The 18,300-nt window shown below is 61.6% G+C and carries 15 protein-coding genes and 1 pseudogene; 6 read left to right on the forward strand and 10 right to left on the reverse strand.

The annotated features are described in order from the left end of the window. Positions 1-6 precede the first annotated feature (6 nt). Positions 7-870, reverse strand: coding sequence for a DMT family transporter (locus tag ACVW0Y_RS21475; protein ID WP_457441158.1), 864 nt, complete (start codon positions 868-870; stop codon positions 7-9). A gap of 173 nt (positions 871-1,043) precedes the next feature. Between ACVW0Y_RS21475 and nhaA the strand changes: the two genes are divergently transcribed. Further along, positions 1,044-2,219, forward strand: a complete 1,176-nt coding sequence (gene nhaA / locus ACVW0Y_RS21480) for a Na+/H+ antiporter NhaA (protein ID WP_457441131.1) — start codon at positions 1,044-1,046, stop codon at positions 2,217-2,219. 127 nt (positions 2,220-2,346) lie between these two features. Then, on the forward strand, positions 2,347-3,798 hold the full coding sequence (locus ACVW0Y_RS21485; protein WP_457441132.1) for a PQQ-binding-like beta-propeller repeat protein: 1,452 nt from the start codon (positions 2,347-2,349) through the stop codon (positions 3,796-3,798). Positions 3,799-3,871: 73 nt separating this feature from the next. Here ACVW0Y_RS21485 and fadD1 read toward each other — a convergent pair whose 3' ends face one another. Continuing rightward, a complete protein-coding gene (fadD1, locus tag ACVW0Y_RS21490; protein WP_457441133.1) occupies positions 3,872-5,560 on the reverse strand; it encodes a long-chain-fatty-acid--CoA ligase FadD1 in 1,689 nt (562 codons plus the stop codon). 240 nt (positions 5,561-5,800) lie between these two features. After that, complete coding sequence (fadD2, locus tag ACVW0Y_RS21495; RefSeq protein WP_457441134.1) at positions 5,801-7,489, reverse strand: long-chain-fatty-acid--CoA ligase FadD2; 1,689 nt, start codon at positions 7,487-7,489, stop codon at positions 5,801-5,803. A 274-nt stretch (positions 7,490-7,763) separates the two neighbouring features. Between fadD2 and ACVW0Y_RS21500 the strand changes: the two genes are divergently transcribed. From ACVW0Y_RS21500 to ACVW0Y_RS21510, 3 genes and pseudogenes are all read left to right on the forward strand, one after another. After that, a complete protein-coding gene (locus tag ACVW0Y_RS21500) occupies positions 7,764-8,720 on the forward strand; it encodes an alpha/beta hydrolase (protein WP_457441135.1) in 957 nt (318 codons plus the stop codon). Beyond that, positions 8,717-9,187, forward strand: coding sequence for a MaoC family dehydratase (locus tag ACVW0Y_RS21505; protein WP_457441136.1), 471 nt, complete (start codon positions 8,717-8,719; stop codon positions 9,185-9,187). The genes ACVW0Y_RS21500 and ACVW0Y_RS21505 overlap by 4 nt, the downstream gene beginning before the upstream one ends. A 281-nt stretch (positions 9,188-9,468) precedes the next feature. Beyond that, a pseudogene (locus tag ACVW0Y_RS21510) lies at positions 9,469-10,398 on the forward strand (IS110 family transposase). A gap of 25 nt (positions 10,399-10,423) precedes the next feature. Here the strand turns inward: ACVW0Y_RS21510 and ACVW0Y_RS21515 are convergent. The 7 genes from ACVW0Y_RS21515 to ACVW0Y_RS21545 all read right to left on the reverse strand — a co-directional run bounded on the left by ACVW0Y_RS21515 (position 10,424) and on the right by ACVW0Y_RS21545 (position 15,202). Beyond that, entirely contained in the window at positions 10,424-11,290 is an 867-nt protein-coding gene (locus ACVW0Y_RS21515) for an efflux RND transporter periplasmic adaptor subunit (RefSeq protein WP_457441137.1), read from the reverse strand. A 13-nt stretch (positions 11,291-11,303) separates the two neighbouring features. After that, complete coding sequence (locus ACVW0Y_RS21520; RefSeq protein WP_271195713.1) at positions 11,304-11,510, reverse strand: DUF1656 domain-containing protein; 207 nt, start codon at positions 11,508-11,510, stop codon at positions 11,304-11,306. After that, positions 11,497-13,530, reverse strand: coding sequence for an FUSC family protein (locus tag ACVW0Y_RS21525; protein ID WP_457441138.1), 2,034 nt, complete (start codon positions 13,528-13,530; stop codon positions 11,497-11,499). The genes ACVW0Y_RS21520 and ACVW0Y_RS21525 overlap by 14 nt, the downstream gene beginning before the upstream one ends. Positions 13,531-13,786: 256 nt before the next feature. Continuing rightward, complete coding sequence (gene ccoM / locus ACVW0Y_RS21530; RefSeq protein ID WP_457441139.1) at positions 13,787-13,903, reverse strand: cytochrome c oxidase subunit CcoM; 117 nt, start codon at positions 13,901-13,903, stop codon at positions 13,787-13,789. 200 nt (positions 13,904-14,103) lie between these two features. Further along, positions 14,104-14,268, reverse strand: coding sequence for a hypothetical protein (locus ACVW0Y_RS21535; RefSeq protein ID WP_457441140.1), 165 nt, complete (start codon positions 14,266-14,268; stop codon positions 14,104-14,106). Beyond that, a complete protein-coding gene (locus ACVW0Y_RS21540; RefSeq protein ID WP_457441141.1) occupies positions 14,265-14,867 on the reverse strand; it encodes an alpha-ketoglutarate-dependent dioxygenase AlkB family protein in 603 nt (200 codons plus the stop codon). Before ACVW0Y_RS21540 ends, ACVW0Y_RS21535 begins: the two co-directional genes overlap by 4 nt. Positions 14,868-14,902: 35 nt before the next feature. Continuing rightward, a complete protein-coding gene (locus ACVW0Y_RS21545; protein ID WP_457441142.1) occupies positions 14,903-15,202 on the reverse strand; it encodes an aspartate-semialdehyde dehydrogenase in 300 nt (99 codons plus the stop codon). 251 nt (positions 15,203-15,453) lie between these two features. Here ACVW0Y_RS21545 and rapA point away from each other — a divergent pair, with 251 nt between their 5' ends. Next, positions 15,454-18,300: an RNA polymerase-associated protein RapA gene (gene rapA / locus ACVW0Y_RS21550; protein ID WP_457441143.1), complete on the forward strand. Its 2,847-nt coding sequence runs from the start codon at positions 15,454-15,456 to the stop codon at positions 18,298-18,300.

An 18,300-nucleotide genomic window follows, 5' to 3' on the forward strand; every position in this document is an offset into this window, starting at 1 on the left:
TCACCTTCAATCGAGAATTCCAGCAGGGGTGGGCACCTGCGGGTCACGCCGCCATTGGCTCAGCCCTACACCAATAAAGACCAGCCCAACCGCCAGCAGTTGCCAGGCATTCAGGCGTTCGCCGAGAAACAGCGATGCCAGCAGCAGGGTGAACACCGGGATCAGGTTGGTAAAACCCGAGGCCTGGCTGGCCGGCAGACGGCCGACGCCAAAGTTGTACAAGCCATAGGCACCCACCGTGACCACGATGCCCAGGTACACCACCGCCCCCCAGCCCTGGGCGCTGACCTCGGCCGGCAGCCCGGCATTGACCAGCGCCAGGGGCAGAAAGAACAACGAACCGACAAAGGCCTGCAACGCCGTCAGCGCAAAAGCCGAATAACGGCTCGACAGGTGCTTGAGCAGCAAGGTGTAGCCGGTGGCGCAGAGCATCGCCAGGAATTCGAAGAAGTTGCCCAGCAGCGGCGCGGGCGCATGGGCATCGGCCTCACCGGCCAGACTCAGCCATACCGCGCCGACCACGGCCAGCAGAAAACCGGCCAGGGTGGTACGGGTGATGCGCTCACGCAGGGTCAGGTAGGCACCGACCGCCACCAGCAGCGGCAACAATGCGGTGATCATGCCGGCCTGCGAGGCGCTGGTGCGTTGCAGCGCCAGGGCTTCGAAGATGAAGTACAGGCACGGCTCGCAAGCCGTCAGGCCGAGCAGGTATTTCCAGTCGCCGGCGCGGTATTCGATGCGCCCACGCCAGCGCCAGGCCAGGAGAAACACCAGGCTGCCGAGGGCCATGCGGCCGAAAATCACCCACATCGGCGGCAGTTCGCTGAATGCCAGCTTCAAGGCAATAAACGAGCTTCCCCACAAGGCCATGGCGACTACCAGACATCCCCAGGCAAGCGCCTGACCTTCACGTTGTAACACGCACACCTCCACAATTTACTGACCAGCAGTATAGAAACCACGCCGTCAGCCGCCCAGTTACAGTGGAGCGGCTATCCTCTGCGCAACTGTTTTTGCCGGCCTCGCGGCCATGGAGTGTGCCTTTGTCTTTTCGCCATGTAGTGAGCAGTTTCTTTCGCATGGAAGCGGCCAGCGGCCTGTTGCTGATCGCCGCCGCGGTGCTGGCCCTGATCATCAACAACTCACCCCTGGCATTTCTCTACAACGGCTTGCTCGACACCCCGGTGGCAGTGCAGGTTGGCGCACTGGAAATCGCCAAACCGCTGCTGCTGTGGATCAACGATGGCTTGATGGCGTTGTTCTTCCTGACCATTGGCCTGGAAGTGAAACGCGAGGTGCTCGAAGGCCATCTGTCCCACCCCTCACAGATCGTGCTGCCGGGTATGGCGGCCATCGGCGGCATGCTGGTACCGGCGCTGATCTACTGGGCGATCAACCGCAACCACCCGGAAGCCATCGATGGCTGGGCGATTCCCATGGCCACCGATATCGCTTTCGCCCTCGGTGTGCTGGCGCTGCTGGGCGCACGAGTGCCGCTGACCCTCAAGCTGTTTCTGATGACCCTGGCGATCATCGATGACCTCGGGGCGATCATCGTTATCGCCCTGTTCTACTCCGCCGACCTCTCCACCCGCTCGCTGCTGCTGGCGGCCATCTGTATCGCGGTGTTGATCGGGTTGAACCGCGCGGGCGTGCAGAAGCTCAGCCCCTATATGGCGGTGGGCCTGATCCTCTGGGTATGCGTGCTGAAAAGCGGCGTGCACGCCACCTTGGCCGGGGTGACGCTGGCGTTCACCATTCCGCTGCGCACCCGCGATGGCGTGCCCTCCCCGGCGCGGGCGCTGGAACATACCCTGCACCCCTGGGTGATCTTCGGCATCCTGCCGCTGTTCGCCTTTGCCAATGCCGGCGTGCCCTTGAGCGGGGTAAATCTCGACAGCTTTCTGCACAGCATTCCCCTGGGCATTGCCAGTGGCTTGCTGGTAGGTAAAGCCGTGGGGGTATTTGGCCTGGCATGGCTGGCGATCGCGCTGGGGATCGCCAAATTGCCTGAAGGGGCGAATTGGGGGCAGGTGTTGGGAGTGGCGGTGCTCTGCGGCATCGGCTTTACCATGAGCCTGTTCGTTGGCTCGCTGGCCTTTGAGCCGGGGGTGAATCCGCTGGCGGGGATGGATCGGATCGGGATTCTCACCGGGTCGTTTTTTGCCGCGCTGATTGGTTACGCGATCATGGCCAAGGCCAGCGGCGGCAACGCCTAGCTGGCGGCTCGTCGCCAACTCGCTCTCACCATTGAAAAACGCCACCTGCCGGTGGCGTTTTTTATTACCTGCCCGCTTACAATCCGCCATCGCCCACCGGATGGGTATCCACACAAGGAACACAGGGATGCGTTTAAGCCGTTCACTTCTAGGCCTGGCATTGATGAGTGGTTTCAGTGCCAGCAGCCAGGCGGATGTCTTTCTTTGCGCCAGCCAGGCCGGCAAGTTCACCGCCCAGGCTACGGCCTGCCCGGCGAACGCCCCCGCCGCCGATCAGAGCGCGGCCTATGCCGCCATGAGCGATGCGCAGTGGGATTGGTATTACAGCCAGATCGAGTGCATAGACCGGACCTTTTACGATGGCGAGCATATGGTCGGCGACCCCGAGCGCATGCGTCTGATCAGCCGTCAGGTGACCCGCAAAAACCTGCCGCCCTATGTCGAGGAGCAATACGACCTCGCCGTCGGCAAACGCAAAGCCGAGCCCAAACTGGATATGCAGGCCTATATGGCCTGCGACCACGACTTGGCGGACAACCCGGAGCCCAGCACCGGAAGCAGCGTGAGCCTGCTGAGTCGGGTGCAACTGGACGCGGTGCGCACGCCGCAAGCCACCTCGATCACCTGGCTGAACTGGGCCTATAGCCGCGAAGACGAAACCCTGGAGCTGCTCGCCAGCCGCGATCAGACCGGCTACTTCACCAGCGGCGAAAGCTTTTTCCATGCCGTCGACCTGAACACCGGCAACCCACGCTGGCGCTATGACGCAGGGTCCGAGGTGCTCAATACGGCCATCAGCGATGATCGGGTATTTGTTGTCGCCGCCGGCGCGCCGCACCTTCGCGTTCTCGACCGCACCAGCGGCCAGGTGCTGAACACCCTCGCGCCGGAAGCCGCGGTCGCCAACCTGCTGGTGGTCGGTGATCTGCTGATCTACGAAGAAAGCAGCGAAACCGCAGAAAGCCTGGTGGCCGTGGACCGCCACAGCCTGGCTGAACGCTGGCGCGTCGAAGTGCCCAGCCATGGTGCCGACGCCGTGCAAGTGCTCGATAACACGCTGCTGTTGAGCGACGAAGCGTATCTGGTGCATGCCTTCGATATCGCCACCGGCAAACCACGCTGGCAGCGGCAGATGGCCGAAGGCGGCACGTTGAAGGCCGGTGCTCAGCTGTTCTACTGGAACCAGGACGAATACAGCGTGCAGACCCTCGCCGTCGACAGCGGCAAAACCCTCGCCACCTACACCTATAAAGAGGGCGAGAGCCTGGAGTTGGATGCGGATGCTCCAGCGTTCTTCAACGTGAACGACGACAGCGGCCAACTGCAAGCCATCGACCCGCGCAGTGGCAAGACACTGTGGTCTGTCACCCCACCGGAGGGCCGCTATATCAGCGACCTGCAGGTCGCCAATGGGGCGGTGGTGGCGCAGGACGATAACGGCGGGCTGATGCTGTTCGACCGCAAGACCGGTGCCCTGACCGATACCCTGCATACCCCGCCGGTGTATTTCAACGAGACACGGGACCCGCAACAGGTCGCGCTCAAGGGCCACAGTGCACTGCTGGTGTTCAAGCGCTAAACGATCAGCCGCGATACTTTTCCAGGCACCAACAAAAACGCCACCCGAAGGTGGCGTTCTCATCAGGCAAAAATCACTTCTTGCCGAGCTTCTTCAGCTCTTCATCACGCAGTTCGCGACGCAGGATCTTGCCGACGTTGGTGGTCGGCAATACGTCGCGGAACTCTACGGCCTTGGGCACCTTGTAGCCGGTGACGTTGGCGCGCATATGTTCCATGACCTGTTCCTTGGTGACGCTGGCACCCGGCTTGACCACGACAAAGATCTTGATCGCTTCGCCGGATTTCTCGTCCGGTACACCGATGGCCGCGCACTGCATCACGCCTGGCAGGGTGGCGAGCACGTCTTCCAGTTCGTTGGGGTACACGTTGAAGCCGGACACCAGGATCATGTCCTTTTTGCGGTCGACAATACGCAGGTAGCCATCTTCCTGAATCAGGCCGATGTCTCCGGTCTTCAACCAGCCTTCGCTGTCGAGGATTTCGTCGGTGGCTTCCTGGCGCTGCCAGTAGCCTTTCATCACTTGCGGGCCTTTGACGCACAGCTCGCCTACTGCGCCGATTTCCAGTTCCTTGCCGTCATCGTCGATGACTTTGCACAGGGTCGAGGGCAACGGAATACCGATGGTGCCCAGCTGGATGGCGTTGAACGGGTTAACGGTGGCAACCGGGCTGGTTTCGGTCATGCCGAAGCCTTCGCAGATGGCGCAGCCGGTGACTTCCTTCCAGCGTTCGGCGGCGGCTTGTTGCAGCGCCATGCCGCCGGAAACGGTGAGTTTCAGCGAGGAGAAATCCAGGCGACGGAAGCCTTCGTTGTGGCACAGGGCAACGAACAGGGTGTTCAAGCCGACGAAGCCGGTGAACTTGAACTTCGACAGGTCTTTGACCATGGTCGGCAAGTCACGCGGGTTGGTAACCAGCATGTTATGGCCGCCGAGCAGCATCATCGCCATGCAGTGAAAGGTGAAGGCATAGATGTGGTACAGCGGCAGTGGCGCAATGACGATCTCACAACCTTCATTGAGGTTGGCACCCATCAGTTGCTTGACCTGCAGCATGTTGGCGATCAGGTTGCGGTGGGTGAGCATCGCGCCCTTGGCCACCCCAGTGGTGCCGCCGGTGTATTGCAGCACAGCGATATCGCTGCTCTGCGGGCTGGCTTCCTGCACGGCCTGACCACGGCCTTTGGCCAGCGCATCGTTGAGTTTGACGGCTTGCGGCAGGTTGTAGGCCGGCACCATCTTCTTCACGTACTTGACCACGCTGTTGACCAGCAGGCGCTTGAGCGGCGACAGCATGTCGCCCACTTCGGTGACGATCACGTGCTTGACGCCGGTTTTTGGCAGCACGGCTTCAGCCAGGTGCGCCATGTTCGCCAGGCAGATCAGCGCCTTGGCACCGGAGTCATTGAATTGGTGTTCCATTTCCCGTGCGGTGTACAGCGGGTTGGTGTTGACCACCACCAGGCCGGCGCGGATGGCACCGAAGACAACCACCGGGTATTGCAGAACGTTCGGCAGCTGCACGGCGATGCGGTCGCCCGGCTGCAGATCGGTATGTTGTTGCAGGTAAGCGGCAAAAGCACCCGACAACTCGTACATCTCACCGTAGGTGAGTGACTTGCCCATGTTGCTGAAGGCCAGCTTGTTGGCGAAGCGTTCGCAAGACTGTTTCAGTACAGTTTGAATGTTCGGGTACTGATCGGGGTTGATTTCGGCAGCAACCCCAACAGGGTACTTATCCTTCCAGAAGTTTTCGATCATGGAAGCCCACTCCTAAGCAACAGCTAATCTTCACCGCGCGATGACGGATGTTTTTGTGATTTTCGTACGTTTTAGCCGTGCGGACAGGCCAAAAAGCGGGCCGAGATTAGCAGCTTTGAAGGGGGGGAACCAGCACCAAACATGACCTTACCGGTCAAAAAAATGACCGATAGCCAGGCTTTCGGTCACGTTTAAAACAAAACCCGGTTAAAGCCGACCAGCGGCTTTAACCTCGGCCTTTCAGGCGATATCGCGCAGCTCGCGACGCAGAATCTTGCCCACCGGAGTCATCGGCAGCGACTCCTTGAACACGATGTGCTTGGGAACCTTGTAGCCAGTGAAGTTCTCTTTGCAGTACGCCTTGAGTTCTTCAGCGGTCACCCCGCCTTCGCGGGCAACCACGAACAGCTTCACCGCTTCGCCGGATTTCTCGTCCGGTACACCGATGGCCGCGCAGCTCGCCACTTTCGGGTGGGCCATAACCACGTCTTCGATTTCGTTGGGGTACACGTTGAAGCCGGAGACGATGATCAGGTCCTTCTTGCGGTCGACGATGCGGGTGAAGCCGTCCGGGTCGATCACCGCGATGTCGCCGGTTTTCAGCCAGCCGTCGGCATCCAGCACTTCGGCGGTGGCTTCAGGACGCTGCCAGTAGCCTTTCATCACCTGCGGGCCTTTGATCAACAGCTCGCCACGCTCGCCCAACGGCAGCTCGATACCATTGTCATCGATCACCTTGAACGCGGTGCCCGGCACCGGAATACCGACGGTGCCCAGACGAGCTTTGTCGCCATAAGGGTTGGTACTGGCCACCGGCGAAGTTTCGGTGAGGCCGTAGCCTTCGACCACGGTGCAGCCGGTGACCGATTTCCAGCGCTCGGCGGTGGCTTTCACCAGTGCGGTGCCACCGGAGTTGGTGACCTTGAGGTTGGAGAAGTCGACATCCTTGAACTCGGGGTGCTCCATCAGCGCCACGAACAACGTGTTCAGCCCCAGCAGCGCGGAGAAGCGCCACTTTTTCAGTTCCTTAATAAAGGCACCGATATCCCGTGGGTTGCTGATCAGCACGTTGTGGTTGCCATTGACCATCATCGACATGCAGTTCGCGGTGAAGGCATAGATGTGGTACAGCGGCAGCGGCGCGATCATCACTTCCTGGCCCGGCTGCATCAGCGGCCGGCCATCCGGGCCGTGCTGCGCCAGGCAGGCATCGACCTGCTGCATGTTCGCCACCAGGTTGCCGTGGGTGAGCATCGCGCCCTTGGCCACGCCCGTGGTACCGCCGGTGTATTGCAGCACGGCGATATCGTCGAGGCCGACTTTCACCGGCTTCAGCGGCTGGCCACTGCCTTGCTTGAGTACATCCTTGAAGCCGATGGCCTGCGGCAGGTGGTACTCGGGCACGACCTTCTTCACATGCTTGACCACAGCGTTGATCAGCCAGCCTTTGAGGGCCGGTTGCAGATCGCCCATCTTGGCTTCGATCAGGTATTCGATGTCGGTGTCGGGCAGCACTTCCTGCACCAGCTTGCCGAACACGTTCAGGTACACCAGCGCACGTACGCCGGCATCCTTGAACTGGTGACGCATTTCCCGCGCGGTGTACAGCGGGTTGGTGTTGACCACTACCAGGCCGGCACGCATGGCGCCAAACACGGCAATCGGATAGTGCAGCACGTTGGGCAATTGCACGGCGATGCGGTCGCCGGGCTTGAGATCAGTGTGTTTTTGCAGGTAGCCAGAGAACGCGGCGGAAAGACGGTCCAGCTCGGCGTAGGTCAGGGTTACGCCCATATTGGAGAACGCCGGACGGTCGGCGTACTTCTTACAGGAGCGCTCAAACACCTCGATTACCGACTTGAAGGTGCCCAGGTCAATCTCGTTCGGGACGCCGGCCGGGCGTTTGTCGCTCCAGAAATCAGGTTGCATTATTTTTATCCTCGTTACCTGAGAGTGTCTGGCCCGCGCATTCGGGGCTGACGGGAACTTAGCAGCTCTGGCACATAGCGCAAATACCAAAGGCAGCGTCATTTATTACGTGAATCTTGCTCAACTCGTAGCGGCAGACTAAACGACGCCAGGCTGGGACAAGCCCCGACGCTCGCTCTACAATGCCCAACCTGCTGAAGCCGCTCTGTTGTGAAATTGTTGCCGCAGACCTTTTGCAGAACCTACCCGGCAGAACAAGGAACGAGGACTGCCCATGCACGATGATTTCTGGCTAACGGCCAGCGACGCAGCCCCGCTGTACGTCAACCGTTGGTACGCCGAGCAGGCACCGAAAGCGGTGGTGATGGTCGCCCACGGCATGGCCGAACATGGCGGACGCTATGCCCGCCTGGGTGAAGCGCTGGTGGCTGCGGGCTACGAGCTGTATGCCCATGACCAACGCGGCCATGGCAAAACCGCCCAGCGCGGTGTGCAGGGCATGTACGCCGAGCACCACGGCTGGCAGCGGGTGGTCAGTGATCTGGCCAACCTAAACCACCATATCCGCCAACAGCACCCCAATGTGCCGATCTTTCTCCTCGGCCACAGCATGGGCAGCTATATCGGCCAGGCTTACCTGATGCAGCACAGCTGCAGCGTGCAGGGTGCCATTCTGTCCGGCTCCAACTATCAACCGGTGGGGCTGTATAAAGCAGCGGCGGCCATCGCCCGCTTCGAGCGCTGGCGCCAGGGCGTCACCGGTCGCAGCGCGTTGCTCGAGTTTCTGTCTTTCGGCTCGTTCAACAAGGCCTTCAAACCGACCCGCACCCAATTCGATTGGTTGAGCCGCGATCCGCAGGAAGTGGACAAATACGTCAACGACCCGCTGTGCGGCTTCCGCTGCACCAATCAACTGTGGATCGACCTGCTCGAAGGCTTGCAGCAGATCACCCCGGTCAACCACCTCAAGCAGATCGACGCCGACCTGCCGTTGCTGGTGATCGGTGGCAGCCGCGACCCGGTCAGCGATGGCAAACGCCTGGAAGCGCTGACCGCCGCCCTGCGCGAGGCGGGCCACAAGAACACCCTGTTGAAAATTTACCCGGACGCCCGCCATGAGTTGCTCAACGAGACCAACCGTGACGAGGTGACGGCCGATCTGCTCGGCTGGCTGGACAAGACCTTGAGTCACAGCCGCCGTAGCCACCCCGAAACTCAGGAGCCTGCATGAGCCAATTGACTAACACCCCGTACGAAGCCCTCGAAGTCGGCCAGACCGCCAGCTACAGCAAGACCGTGGACGAGCGCGACATTCAGCTGTTCGCCGCGGTTTCCGGTGACCACAACCCCGTGCACCTGGATGCCGAATACGCCGCCAGCACCATGTTCAAAGAGCGCATTGCCCACGGCATGTTCAGCGGCGCTCTGATCAGCGCGGCAGTGGCGTGCGAGTTGCCTGGGCCGGGCACCATCTACCTGGGCCAGACCATGCGCTTCACCCTGCCGGTGAAGCTCGGCGATACGCTGACCGTGCGCTTGGAAATTCTGGAAAAGCTGCCGAAATTCCGCGTACGTGTAGCCACCCGTGTGTTCAACCAGCGCGATGAGCTGGTGGTGGATGGTGAAGCGGAAATTCTCGCACCGCGTTCGCAGCAGACCGTGACTCTCACCGACTTGCCGGCGATCACCATCGGTTAACGCTGTTCCAGTAGGAGCGGCTTCAGCCGCGTTGCTGTTGATTGTTCAAGAGCATCGCGGCTGAAGCCGCTTGTGTCAGCGCAGGACGTTAATATCCGAGGTGAGAGCAGTAGGGGGTAGGCTGATAAGCCGCAGTGCCCCGAGCACGAGTAGGAGCTCATGCCACCCCCTACATACCTCTGGCGTCCAAGCCCGAACAGTTGATCGAGCTGCAACTCGGACCGCACAAGCGTGGGCATCGCCAGAGGCGCTCTCGACCCTGATTCTAAGAGGATCTGACGATGAGTGCATGGGTTGGAATTGATGTATCCAAGAAAACTCTTGCTGTTTTTGTTCGGCCACAAGGAACGTCCTTCGAATATCCCAACACCGGCGAGGGCTGGGCACAGCTGCTTTGTTCCCTAGAAGGTTACGACGTTCAGCGTGTGTTGCTGGAAGCCACTGGGGGCTACGAGCGAGGCGTGCTGCAGCATCTGTTGACCAACGGTTTGGACGTGGTTCGGGTTAACCCTTAACGGGCAAAAGCTTTCGCGAAGGCGATGGGGCGTTTGGCCAAGACGGACCCCATTGATGCCGCCGTTCTTGCTCATCTGGCTGAGGTCATTGAGGCGAAGGCGTGCGAGGTGGAAAGCCCTGAGGCCCAGGCCCTGCGCGAGTTGGTGAGACGCCGCGAGCAACTCGTCCAGCAGCGTGACGACGAGCGTCGTCGCCGTAAGCAGGCCTGCAATCCTTTCGTTATCAATAGCCTCAACGCTTGTCTGGAAACGCTCAAGGCGCAGATATCTCAACTTGATCGAGCCATCGCTGAAGCTGCTAGAGAGGTGGACGAAGAGCGCTGCACCCGCCTGCGCGAAATCACAGGTATAGGCCCCGTCACCGTAGCGAGTCTGCTGACCTACCTGCCAGAGCTGGGGCAACTGGATCGGCGTCAAATCGCAGCCTTGGTAGGAGTTGCGCCCTACAACGCCGACAGCGGAAGCCAGCGCGGTGTCCGCCGGATAAGCGGAGGCCGCCCCCTATTACGAAGGGTTCTGTACATGACGTCCTGGTCCGTAGTACGCCGCCAAGAGGACTTCAAACGTCGGTACCAAGCCCTGCGACAACGCGGAAAACCGGCCAAGGTCGCCTTAATGGCTTGCCTGCGCGTCTTGATCACGCGCCTCAATGCCATGGTCCGAGATGGGACCTCCTGGCAACCCGCAAGCGCGTGATTAAGACAGTTGCTCCTACGAGAACTCAGTCCTGCCCCTCCTCACTCACCCGCACACTCGCCGTCATCCCGGCGCTCAGTTGCACGTCCGCCGGCAACGGGTCGAGCTTGATCCGCACCGGAATCCGCTGCGCCAAGCGCACCCAGTTAAAGGTCGGCTCGACGTTGGCGAGCAACTGGCTGTCGGGTATCGCATTGCGGTCGGTGATGCCGCGGCTGATGCTTTCGATCTGCCCGCTCAGGGTCTGTCCTTCACTCATCAGCCAGACTTTTACCGGCGCGCCGATGCGAATGCGCGGCAGCTTGGTTTCCTCGAAGTAGGCCTGTACGTAGAACGACTGCTCATCCACCAGGGCCATCACCGACTGCCCGGCGGTAACGTAGTTGCCCTGGGCCAGACGCAGGTTGGTGATCTGCCCGGTGCGCGGCGCACGCACCTCGCTACGCGCCAGATTGAGTTCGGCCAGGGCTACATCGGCCTGGGCTTCTTTCAGTGAGCCACGGGCGATATCGGCAGTGATCTGCGCGTTCTCCTTTAGCTCGGCGCTGATGGCTTGCGGCCCCAGGCTGGCACGACGCTGCGCTTCGTGGTCGCGCAGACGCAGTTGCTGCTGGCGGGTATTGGCCACGGCCTGGGCCTTGTCCAGGGCCGCCTGGTAGCGCTGCCGATCGAGACTGAGGAGCAGGTCGCCGGCCTTCACTTCCTGGTTGTCATGCACCTGAAGGTCGACCACCCAGCCGGACAGGTCCGGGGCGATCACCACCACATCGGCGCGGATGCGCGCATCGCGGGTCCAGGGCGACAGCATGTAATAGCGCCACAGGTCGTAGCCGGCCCAGATGGCCACAGCGACCAGACACAGGGTAATCACCACCCGCAGGGTTGAACGCATACCGCACTCCTCCTTACCAACGACTCGTTACGGCAACCACCGCCGCCAGTACACAGACAAACAAGGCGGTATCGAACAGCGCCTCATGCCAGATCCAGCGCGCCACACCAACGCGCTGCAAGCCCAGGCGCAAGAGCCCGGTGCACAGCAACGCCAGTAGCACGTACAGCAAAAACGGGCTGAGCAATACACCGCCCAGCGCCCACTCACGCAACGCCATGGTCCGCCTCCTTTAACGGCGCAGTTTCCTGCGGGGTGTAGGGGTTCAGTTCCGACTGTTCGCACCACAGCCGCCAGCTGAACTGCAATTGCAGCAGGGCGGCCTGGGCCAGGCGGCGGTCGATACTGTTGCCTGACTCGCGCAAGGCGCTGAGCAGATCGGCCACGGGCTTATCCAGTGCCGACACCGAATGGGCTTCCGGGCCTTCCAGCAGAACAGGTTCGAGGGCGCGCATAAAACGCGCTTCGGCATCGTGCAGATCCGGGGAATCAGACACCTCCAGGCAGCGGCGCAAGTGCAGCAGCTCATCGCCCAGGTCAAGGCCGCTGATGCCGTCGTCCCAGCGGCTGCGCGAGTGTGTCGGCAACACCGGATAGTGACGAGCCAGTTGCAACAGGCGGTCGGCCATGCGCCCGCCAAACCAGTTTTCCGCCCCGGCTAGCGGCCGCTGCGGCAAACGACTGAGGTCGATCAACATGGCGTGCAGCAGGCGCTCGGCATGCCACTCGGGGTTGCGCAGACTGATCAGCCGGAAAATCTGCACGGCAAAACCCACGCCCAAGACAATCGCCACGGCCTGATTGAGGAAGGAGGAGACATCGAAACGCATCAGGTTCTGCGGCGCGCAGAGCACGATAAATTGCAGGGCGAAGGAGGTAGAGGTACCGGCAGTCGCCGGCTTGGTCATGCCCAGGGCGGCGAAGAACAGCGGTACGCCCATGGCCAGGCAGAGCAAGGGAAAACCGCTCAGTTGCGGCAGTAGCAGTTGGCCAACCACGAAGGCCACGGGCAGCGAGTAGATCACCCCACGGAGAAATCCCAGGCCGATCTCTGCGGCGTTTTCGCGGTTGGCGAACAGGCTGCAGAGCACCGCTGTCATGGTCAGGCCGCCGGCGGCGGAGGTCCAGCCGGTGGCCAGCCAGAAGGTGGCGATCAGCAGAAACGCCACGCCGCTGCGAAAGCCATAGAGCGAGGCCATCTGGATATCGCGGTGCCAGGACATGGCGCGCGGCGCATCGGCCGGAGCCACGCCCTGCTCCACCGCGTTCAAGGTGTCGTGCGCGGCCAGCAGTTGCCGCACCAGCAAGGCCAGGCGGCCCAGGCAATATTGCTGCAACGTCGGCAGTTGCTCATCTTCGACGGCGGCCAGCAAGCGTTCACGCAGATCCAACAGCACGGGCACCTGGGGATCGTCCAGCGCCTGCTGCACCTGCTCCAACCAGGGCTGCACCTGCTGCGCCTCGGCGGGCGACAACTGGCGCCATTGCCGAGCCACACCTCGGGCCAGGCGCAACTGGGTGAGAAGGTCGCGGCTGAGTACCCGCAGCGCCACCGCCCGCTGCCGACCGCGACTGCCTTCGAACCAGGCATGCTCGCGCTGGGCATCCACGGCGACGATGCGGCCCAGGGCGCCAAGCAAACCCTGACGCTCCTGGCGCTCGCCGCTCAAGGCTGCTTTCGAGGCATGAATACCGGCCAGCCAGGCATCCCGCGCCTGCTTGGCCAACAACTGCTCGACCCGCTGCGGCCAGAGCAAGGCGCTGATTACCGTGGCGCAGACAATGCCCAGGGAGATTTCCGTACAGCGCGACACCGCCTGATCGAACACATTCAGCGGGTTGCTGATGGCCGGCAGAGCGATGATCACCACGGTGTAGCCGGCCAGCACAAAGGCATAGGACCAGGCACTGCGCATCAAGGTGGAAGCGGCGGTACAGATGCCCAGCCAGGTCGCCAGCACCAGCAGAAACAGCCAGGGGGCCTGAGCGAAAAAGGCCATCACCAGCACCGACATCAGCGTCCCCACCAAAGTGCCGCACAGCCGCGCCAGGCCCTTCTGCACCACCATGCCCGACAGCGGTTGAGCGACTATCACCGCCGTCATAAAAGCCCATTGCGGCTGCTCCAGGCCGAAACGCATCGCGCACCACAATGCCAGGCCAGCGCCTATCAGGGTTTTGATCGCGAATTTGACGGCGGGAAGATCAGGCGCGAGAAACACCTGTAACAATGTGCGCACGGCAGGAACCTGTCAGGGAACACCTATGCACGATAGCTGGTGGGCGACGAAATGGCAGCGGGATCAACCTGTAGGAGCGGCCTTCAGCCGCGATTGGCCGGACCTGAAAACGCTGATATTGAAGATCAAAAACATCGCGGCTGAAGCCGCTCCTACGGGGGAGCGATAGCGGTGACGGTGGCAAATCGCAGGCAAAAAAATGGGCAACCTAAGTTGCCCAAAAGCCTTGCGTGCCCATGAAACCGTAGTGCCGTCCTTAATGCGCTTTGTGCTTACGGATGTCGCTACGGATAAACCAACCAATCCCACCAAAGAAACCAACGGTCAGGGCCACAACTGCCAGCCCTGCGAATACGGCGATATCGAAATACATAAGAGCCTCCAGATGTGCCCGTGAACACCATGGCTTCTCGAACACTGCCTTGCGTACCCGGGTGTTCTTGAAGCGATGGGCAAAGGATAGGCACCGCGCGGGGTGGCGGACTTGATCTGAGTCAATGGCATTGAGGGTGGCGGGCTCGCCGAAGAAAAAAAGCACAGGTTGCCGCCAGGCGGCAGCAACGCGGGGATCACTCAGGGCTTTTTCGGTTTGTTCTTGGGCTTCTTGTTTTTCGCCTTGCTCAGCGGCAAGGCCTGTTCGAAGGCTTGGCGCACTTCGTTCAAGCGTTTTTCGTTAAGGTCGTGGATACGCTTGTCGCGCTCGGCGCTGAAGTCGATCAGCTTGCTGTCGTTGCTCATGGCTGGGACCGGATAAGGCGGAAAGTGAGGTTCAACCGCGGCGCGCAGGGTTTGCGCGTCTTGGCCACCTGATGCTGCCAATAATGCTGCGTTGGCCCGGCCATGACCAGTAGGGAGCCGTGTTCCAATTCCAGCGAGTGCTCGATACGCGTACTGCCGACCCGGCGCAAATCGAAGCGCCGCGTACCGCCCAGGTTCAGCGACACCACTGTCGGGTTCGCGCCCAACACCGCTTCGGCGTCGCTATGCCAGCCCATGGAGTCCTGGCCATCGCGATAGTGGTTGATCAGCAAACCGTTGAAGCGCTCGCCCGCCTCTTCCTGCACCCGTTCGCGGATCTCGGCCAGCAGCGGCGTCCAGGGCAAGGGCTGGTGGGTCATGCCGGAATAGCGGTAGCTAGCATCAGCGTCGCCGTACCAGGCCAGCAAGCGCGGCACGGGAAAGTGTTGGCCATGAATGAAAACGTGCGGTTGTTCCCAGGGTGTCTGGGCCAGGAGTTCGGCGAGCCAACGGTCCGCCGTACGCTCGTCCACCCAGTGCGGGGTGTAGCGCAGATCAGCATTGTCGAGGGAAATGGGCGGGTTATCGAAAAGGTCCACTCAGGTACTCAAATCACAAAAGCTCGGCACAACTTCTATACCTCGACATCCACCCACAGGCCCTGACGCGGTAGCTGTTGGATCAACTCCTGGTCTTCCTCGGCCACCTCGCCTTCAGCCAGTTCCGCCGCGCTATAGCCGCGGCGTTGCCGACGCCGGCGCTGCTCTTCCCAGAGCAGTTCTTCGGTCTCTTGCGCGTCGCGCTTGCCCAGCGCGACTTTATTTTCATGGGTGGTGCTTTCCACAGGCGCGACCACAGGCAGCGCGGGCACGGGCTTGATCAGGTCTTGCTGAGGCGGCGCCGTCACCAGGTGCGGCGGAATGGGCGGAATCATCGGCCATCCTCCATAGCGACAAATCGATCAGGGCAGAAAAACACGCCCTTGGTCAGGCTGTCGGCCATCAAATCGACGACTTTAGCGCTGTATCGCTACACTTTTACCATATGAAACGGGGTTTTGGCCCTTTTTGACGCGGTAAACGCCCACCCAGGCGAAAGGCCAGTAAGCAATTGATGTGCATCGCCTTTGGCCAGGGCCGCCGGGTTCCGTTACCATAGCGGGCTTTTTCATCGCGGGAGACAGGCATGGCGCAGCAGTATGAACCGGGGCAACGCTGGATTAGTGACAGCGAAGCGGAGTTGGGCTTGGGCACCGTCCTCGTACAGGATGGCCGCATGCTCACCATGCTCTACCCGGCCACTGGTGAAACCCGCCAATACGCCACCCGCAATGCACCGCTGACCCGCGTGCGTTTCTCGCCCGGCGATGAGATCACCCATTTCGAAGGCTGGAAGCTGACCGTTCAGGAAGTCGACGATATCGACGGCCTGCTGGTCTATCACGGCCTCAATGCGCAGCACCAGTCGGTGACGCTGCCGGAAACCCAGCTTTCCAACTTTATTCAGTTCCGTCTCGCCAGCGACCGCCTGTTCGCCGGGCAAATCGACCCGCTGGCCTGGTTCGCCCTGCGCTACCACACCCTGGAACACACCAGCCGCCAGTTGCAGTCTTCACTCTGGGGCCTGGGTGGCGTGCGTGCGCAACCGATCGCGCACCAGTTGCACATTGCCCGTGAAGTGGCCGACCGCATCGCTCCGCGCGTATTGCTGGCCGATGAAGTAGGCCTGGGGAAAACCATCGAAGCCGGCCTGGTTATGCACCGCCAGCTGCTGTCGGGCCGTGCCAGCCGCGTGCTGATCCTGGTGCCGGAAAACCTCCAGCACCAGTGGCTGGTGGAAATGCGCCGGCGCTTTAACCTGGAAGTGGCGTTGTTCGACGCCGAACGCTTTATTGAAAGCGATGCCAGCAACCCGTTTGAAGACTGCCAGCTCGCCCTCGTGGCCCTGGAGTGGCTGTGCGAAGACGACAAGGCGCAAGACGCCCTGTTCGCCGCCGGCTGGGACCTGCTGGTGGTCGACGAAGCGCACCACCTGGTCTGGCACCCGGAACAAGCCAGCCCGCAATACCAGTTGGTTGAGCAGTTGGCCGAGGTGATTCCTGGCGTCCTGCTGCTGACCGCCACCCCGGAACAACTGGGCCAGGACAGCCACTTCGCCCGTTTGCGCCTGCTCGACCCGGCGCGCTTCCACGATCTGGAAGCCTTCCGCGCCGAAAGCGCCAACTACAAACCAGTGGCCGAAGCGGTGCAAGAACTGCTCGACCAGGGCCGCTTGTCCCCGGCCGCGCATACAACCATCCACGGTTTCCTCGGTGCCGAAGGTGAGGCCTTGCTGGCCGCCGTCACCGATGGCGATATCGAAGCCTCCGCGCGCCTGGTGCGCGAGCTGCTCGACCGCCATGGCACCGGCCGCCTGTTGTTCCGCAACACCCGCGCCGCCGTGCAGGGTTTCCCCGAGCGCGAACTGCACCCCTACCCGCTGGCCTGCCCGGACCTGTACCTGGAATTGCCGGTGGGCGAACACGCCGACCTGTACCCGGAAGTCAGCTTCCAGGCCCAGCCGGAAGCCAGTGAAGAAGAACGCTGGTGGAAATTCGACCCGCGCGTCGACTGGCTGATCGACACCCTGAAAATGCTCAAGCGCGTTAAAGTGCTGGTGATCTGCGCCCACGCCGAAACCGCGATGGACCTGGAAGACGCCCTGCGCGTGCGCTCCGGCATTCCGGCCACGGTCTTCCACGAAGGCATGAACATTCTCGAGCGCGACCGTGCGGCGGCCTATTTTGCCGACGAAGAATTCGGCGCCCAGGTGCTGATCTGTTCCGAAATCGGCAGCGAAGGCCGCAACTTCCAGTTCTCCCATCACCTGGTACTGTTCGACCTGCCGGCGCACCCGGATCTGCTGGAACAGCGCATCGGCCGTCTCGACCGTATCGGCCAGAAACACACCATCCAACTGCACGTGCCGTACCTGGAAAACACCCCGCAGGAACGGCTGTTCCAGTGGTACCACCAGGCGCTGAACGCCTTCCAGGCCACCTGCCCGACCGGCAATGCCTTACAACACCAGTTCGGCCCGCGCCTGCTGCCGATGCTGGAAAGCGCCGACGATGGCGACTGGCAAGTGCTGGTCGACGAAGCCAAAGCGGAGCGCATTCGCCTCGAAGGTGAACTGCACAGCGGCCGCGACCGCTTGCTGGAACTCAACTCTGGCGGTTCGGGCGAAGGCCAGGCGCTGGTGGAAGCGATTCACGAGCAAGACGACGAATTCGCCCTGCCTATCTATATGGAAGAGCTGTTCGAAGCCTTCGGTATCGAAAGCGAAGACCACTCGGAAAACGCCCTGATCCTGCGCCCCAGCGAGAAAATGCTCGACGCCAGCTTCCCGCTCGGCGACGACGAAGGCGTGACCATCACCTACGACCGCAACCAGGCGCTGGCGCGCGAGGACATGCAATTCCTTACCTGGGAACACCCGATGGTGCAAGGCGGTATGGACCTGGTGCGCTCAGGCTCGATGGGCAACACCGCCGTGGCGCTGATCAAGAACAAGGCGCTGAAACCCGGCACCGTATTGCTGGAGCTGCTGTACGTCAGCGAAGTGGTCGCCCCGCGCGCCCTGCAACTGGGCCGTTACCTGCCACCCGCTGCCCTGCGCTGCCTGCTTGATGCCAATGGCAACGACCTGGCCGCCAAGGTTTCCTTCGAGAAACTCAACGACCAGCTGGAAAGCGTGCCACGGGCCAGCGCCAACAAGTTCGTGCAGGCCCAGCGCGACACCCTTAACCAGCAGATCAACTCGGCCGAAGGCAAGATCAGCCCGCGCCACGTTGAACGCGTTGACGAAGCCAAACGCCGTCTGGCCGCCGACACCCAGGAAGAGCTGGCACGCCTGACCGCCCTGCAAGCGGTCAACCCGAGCGTGCGCGACAGCGAGCTGGAAACCCTGCGCAGCCAGCTGGAACAAGGCCTGGCAATGCTGGACAAAGCCGCTCTGCGTCTGGAAGCGATCCGGGTATTGGTAGCGGGTTAA

Source organism: Pseudomonas sp. TE3786 (assembly GCF_054057335.1).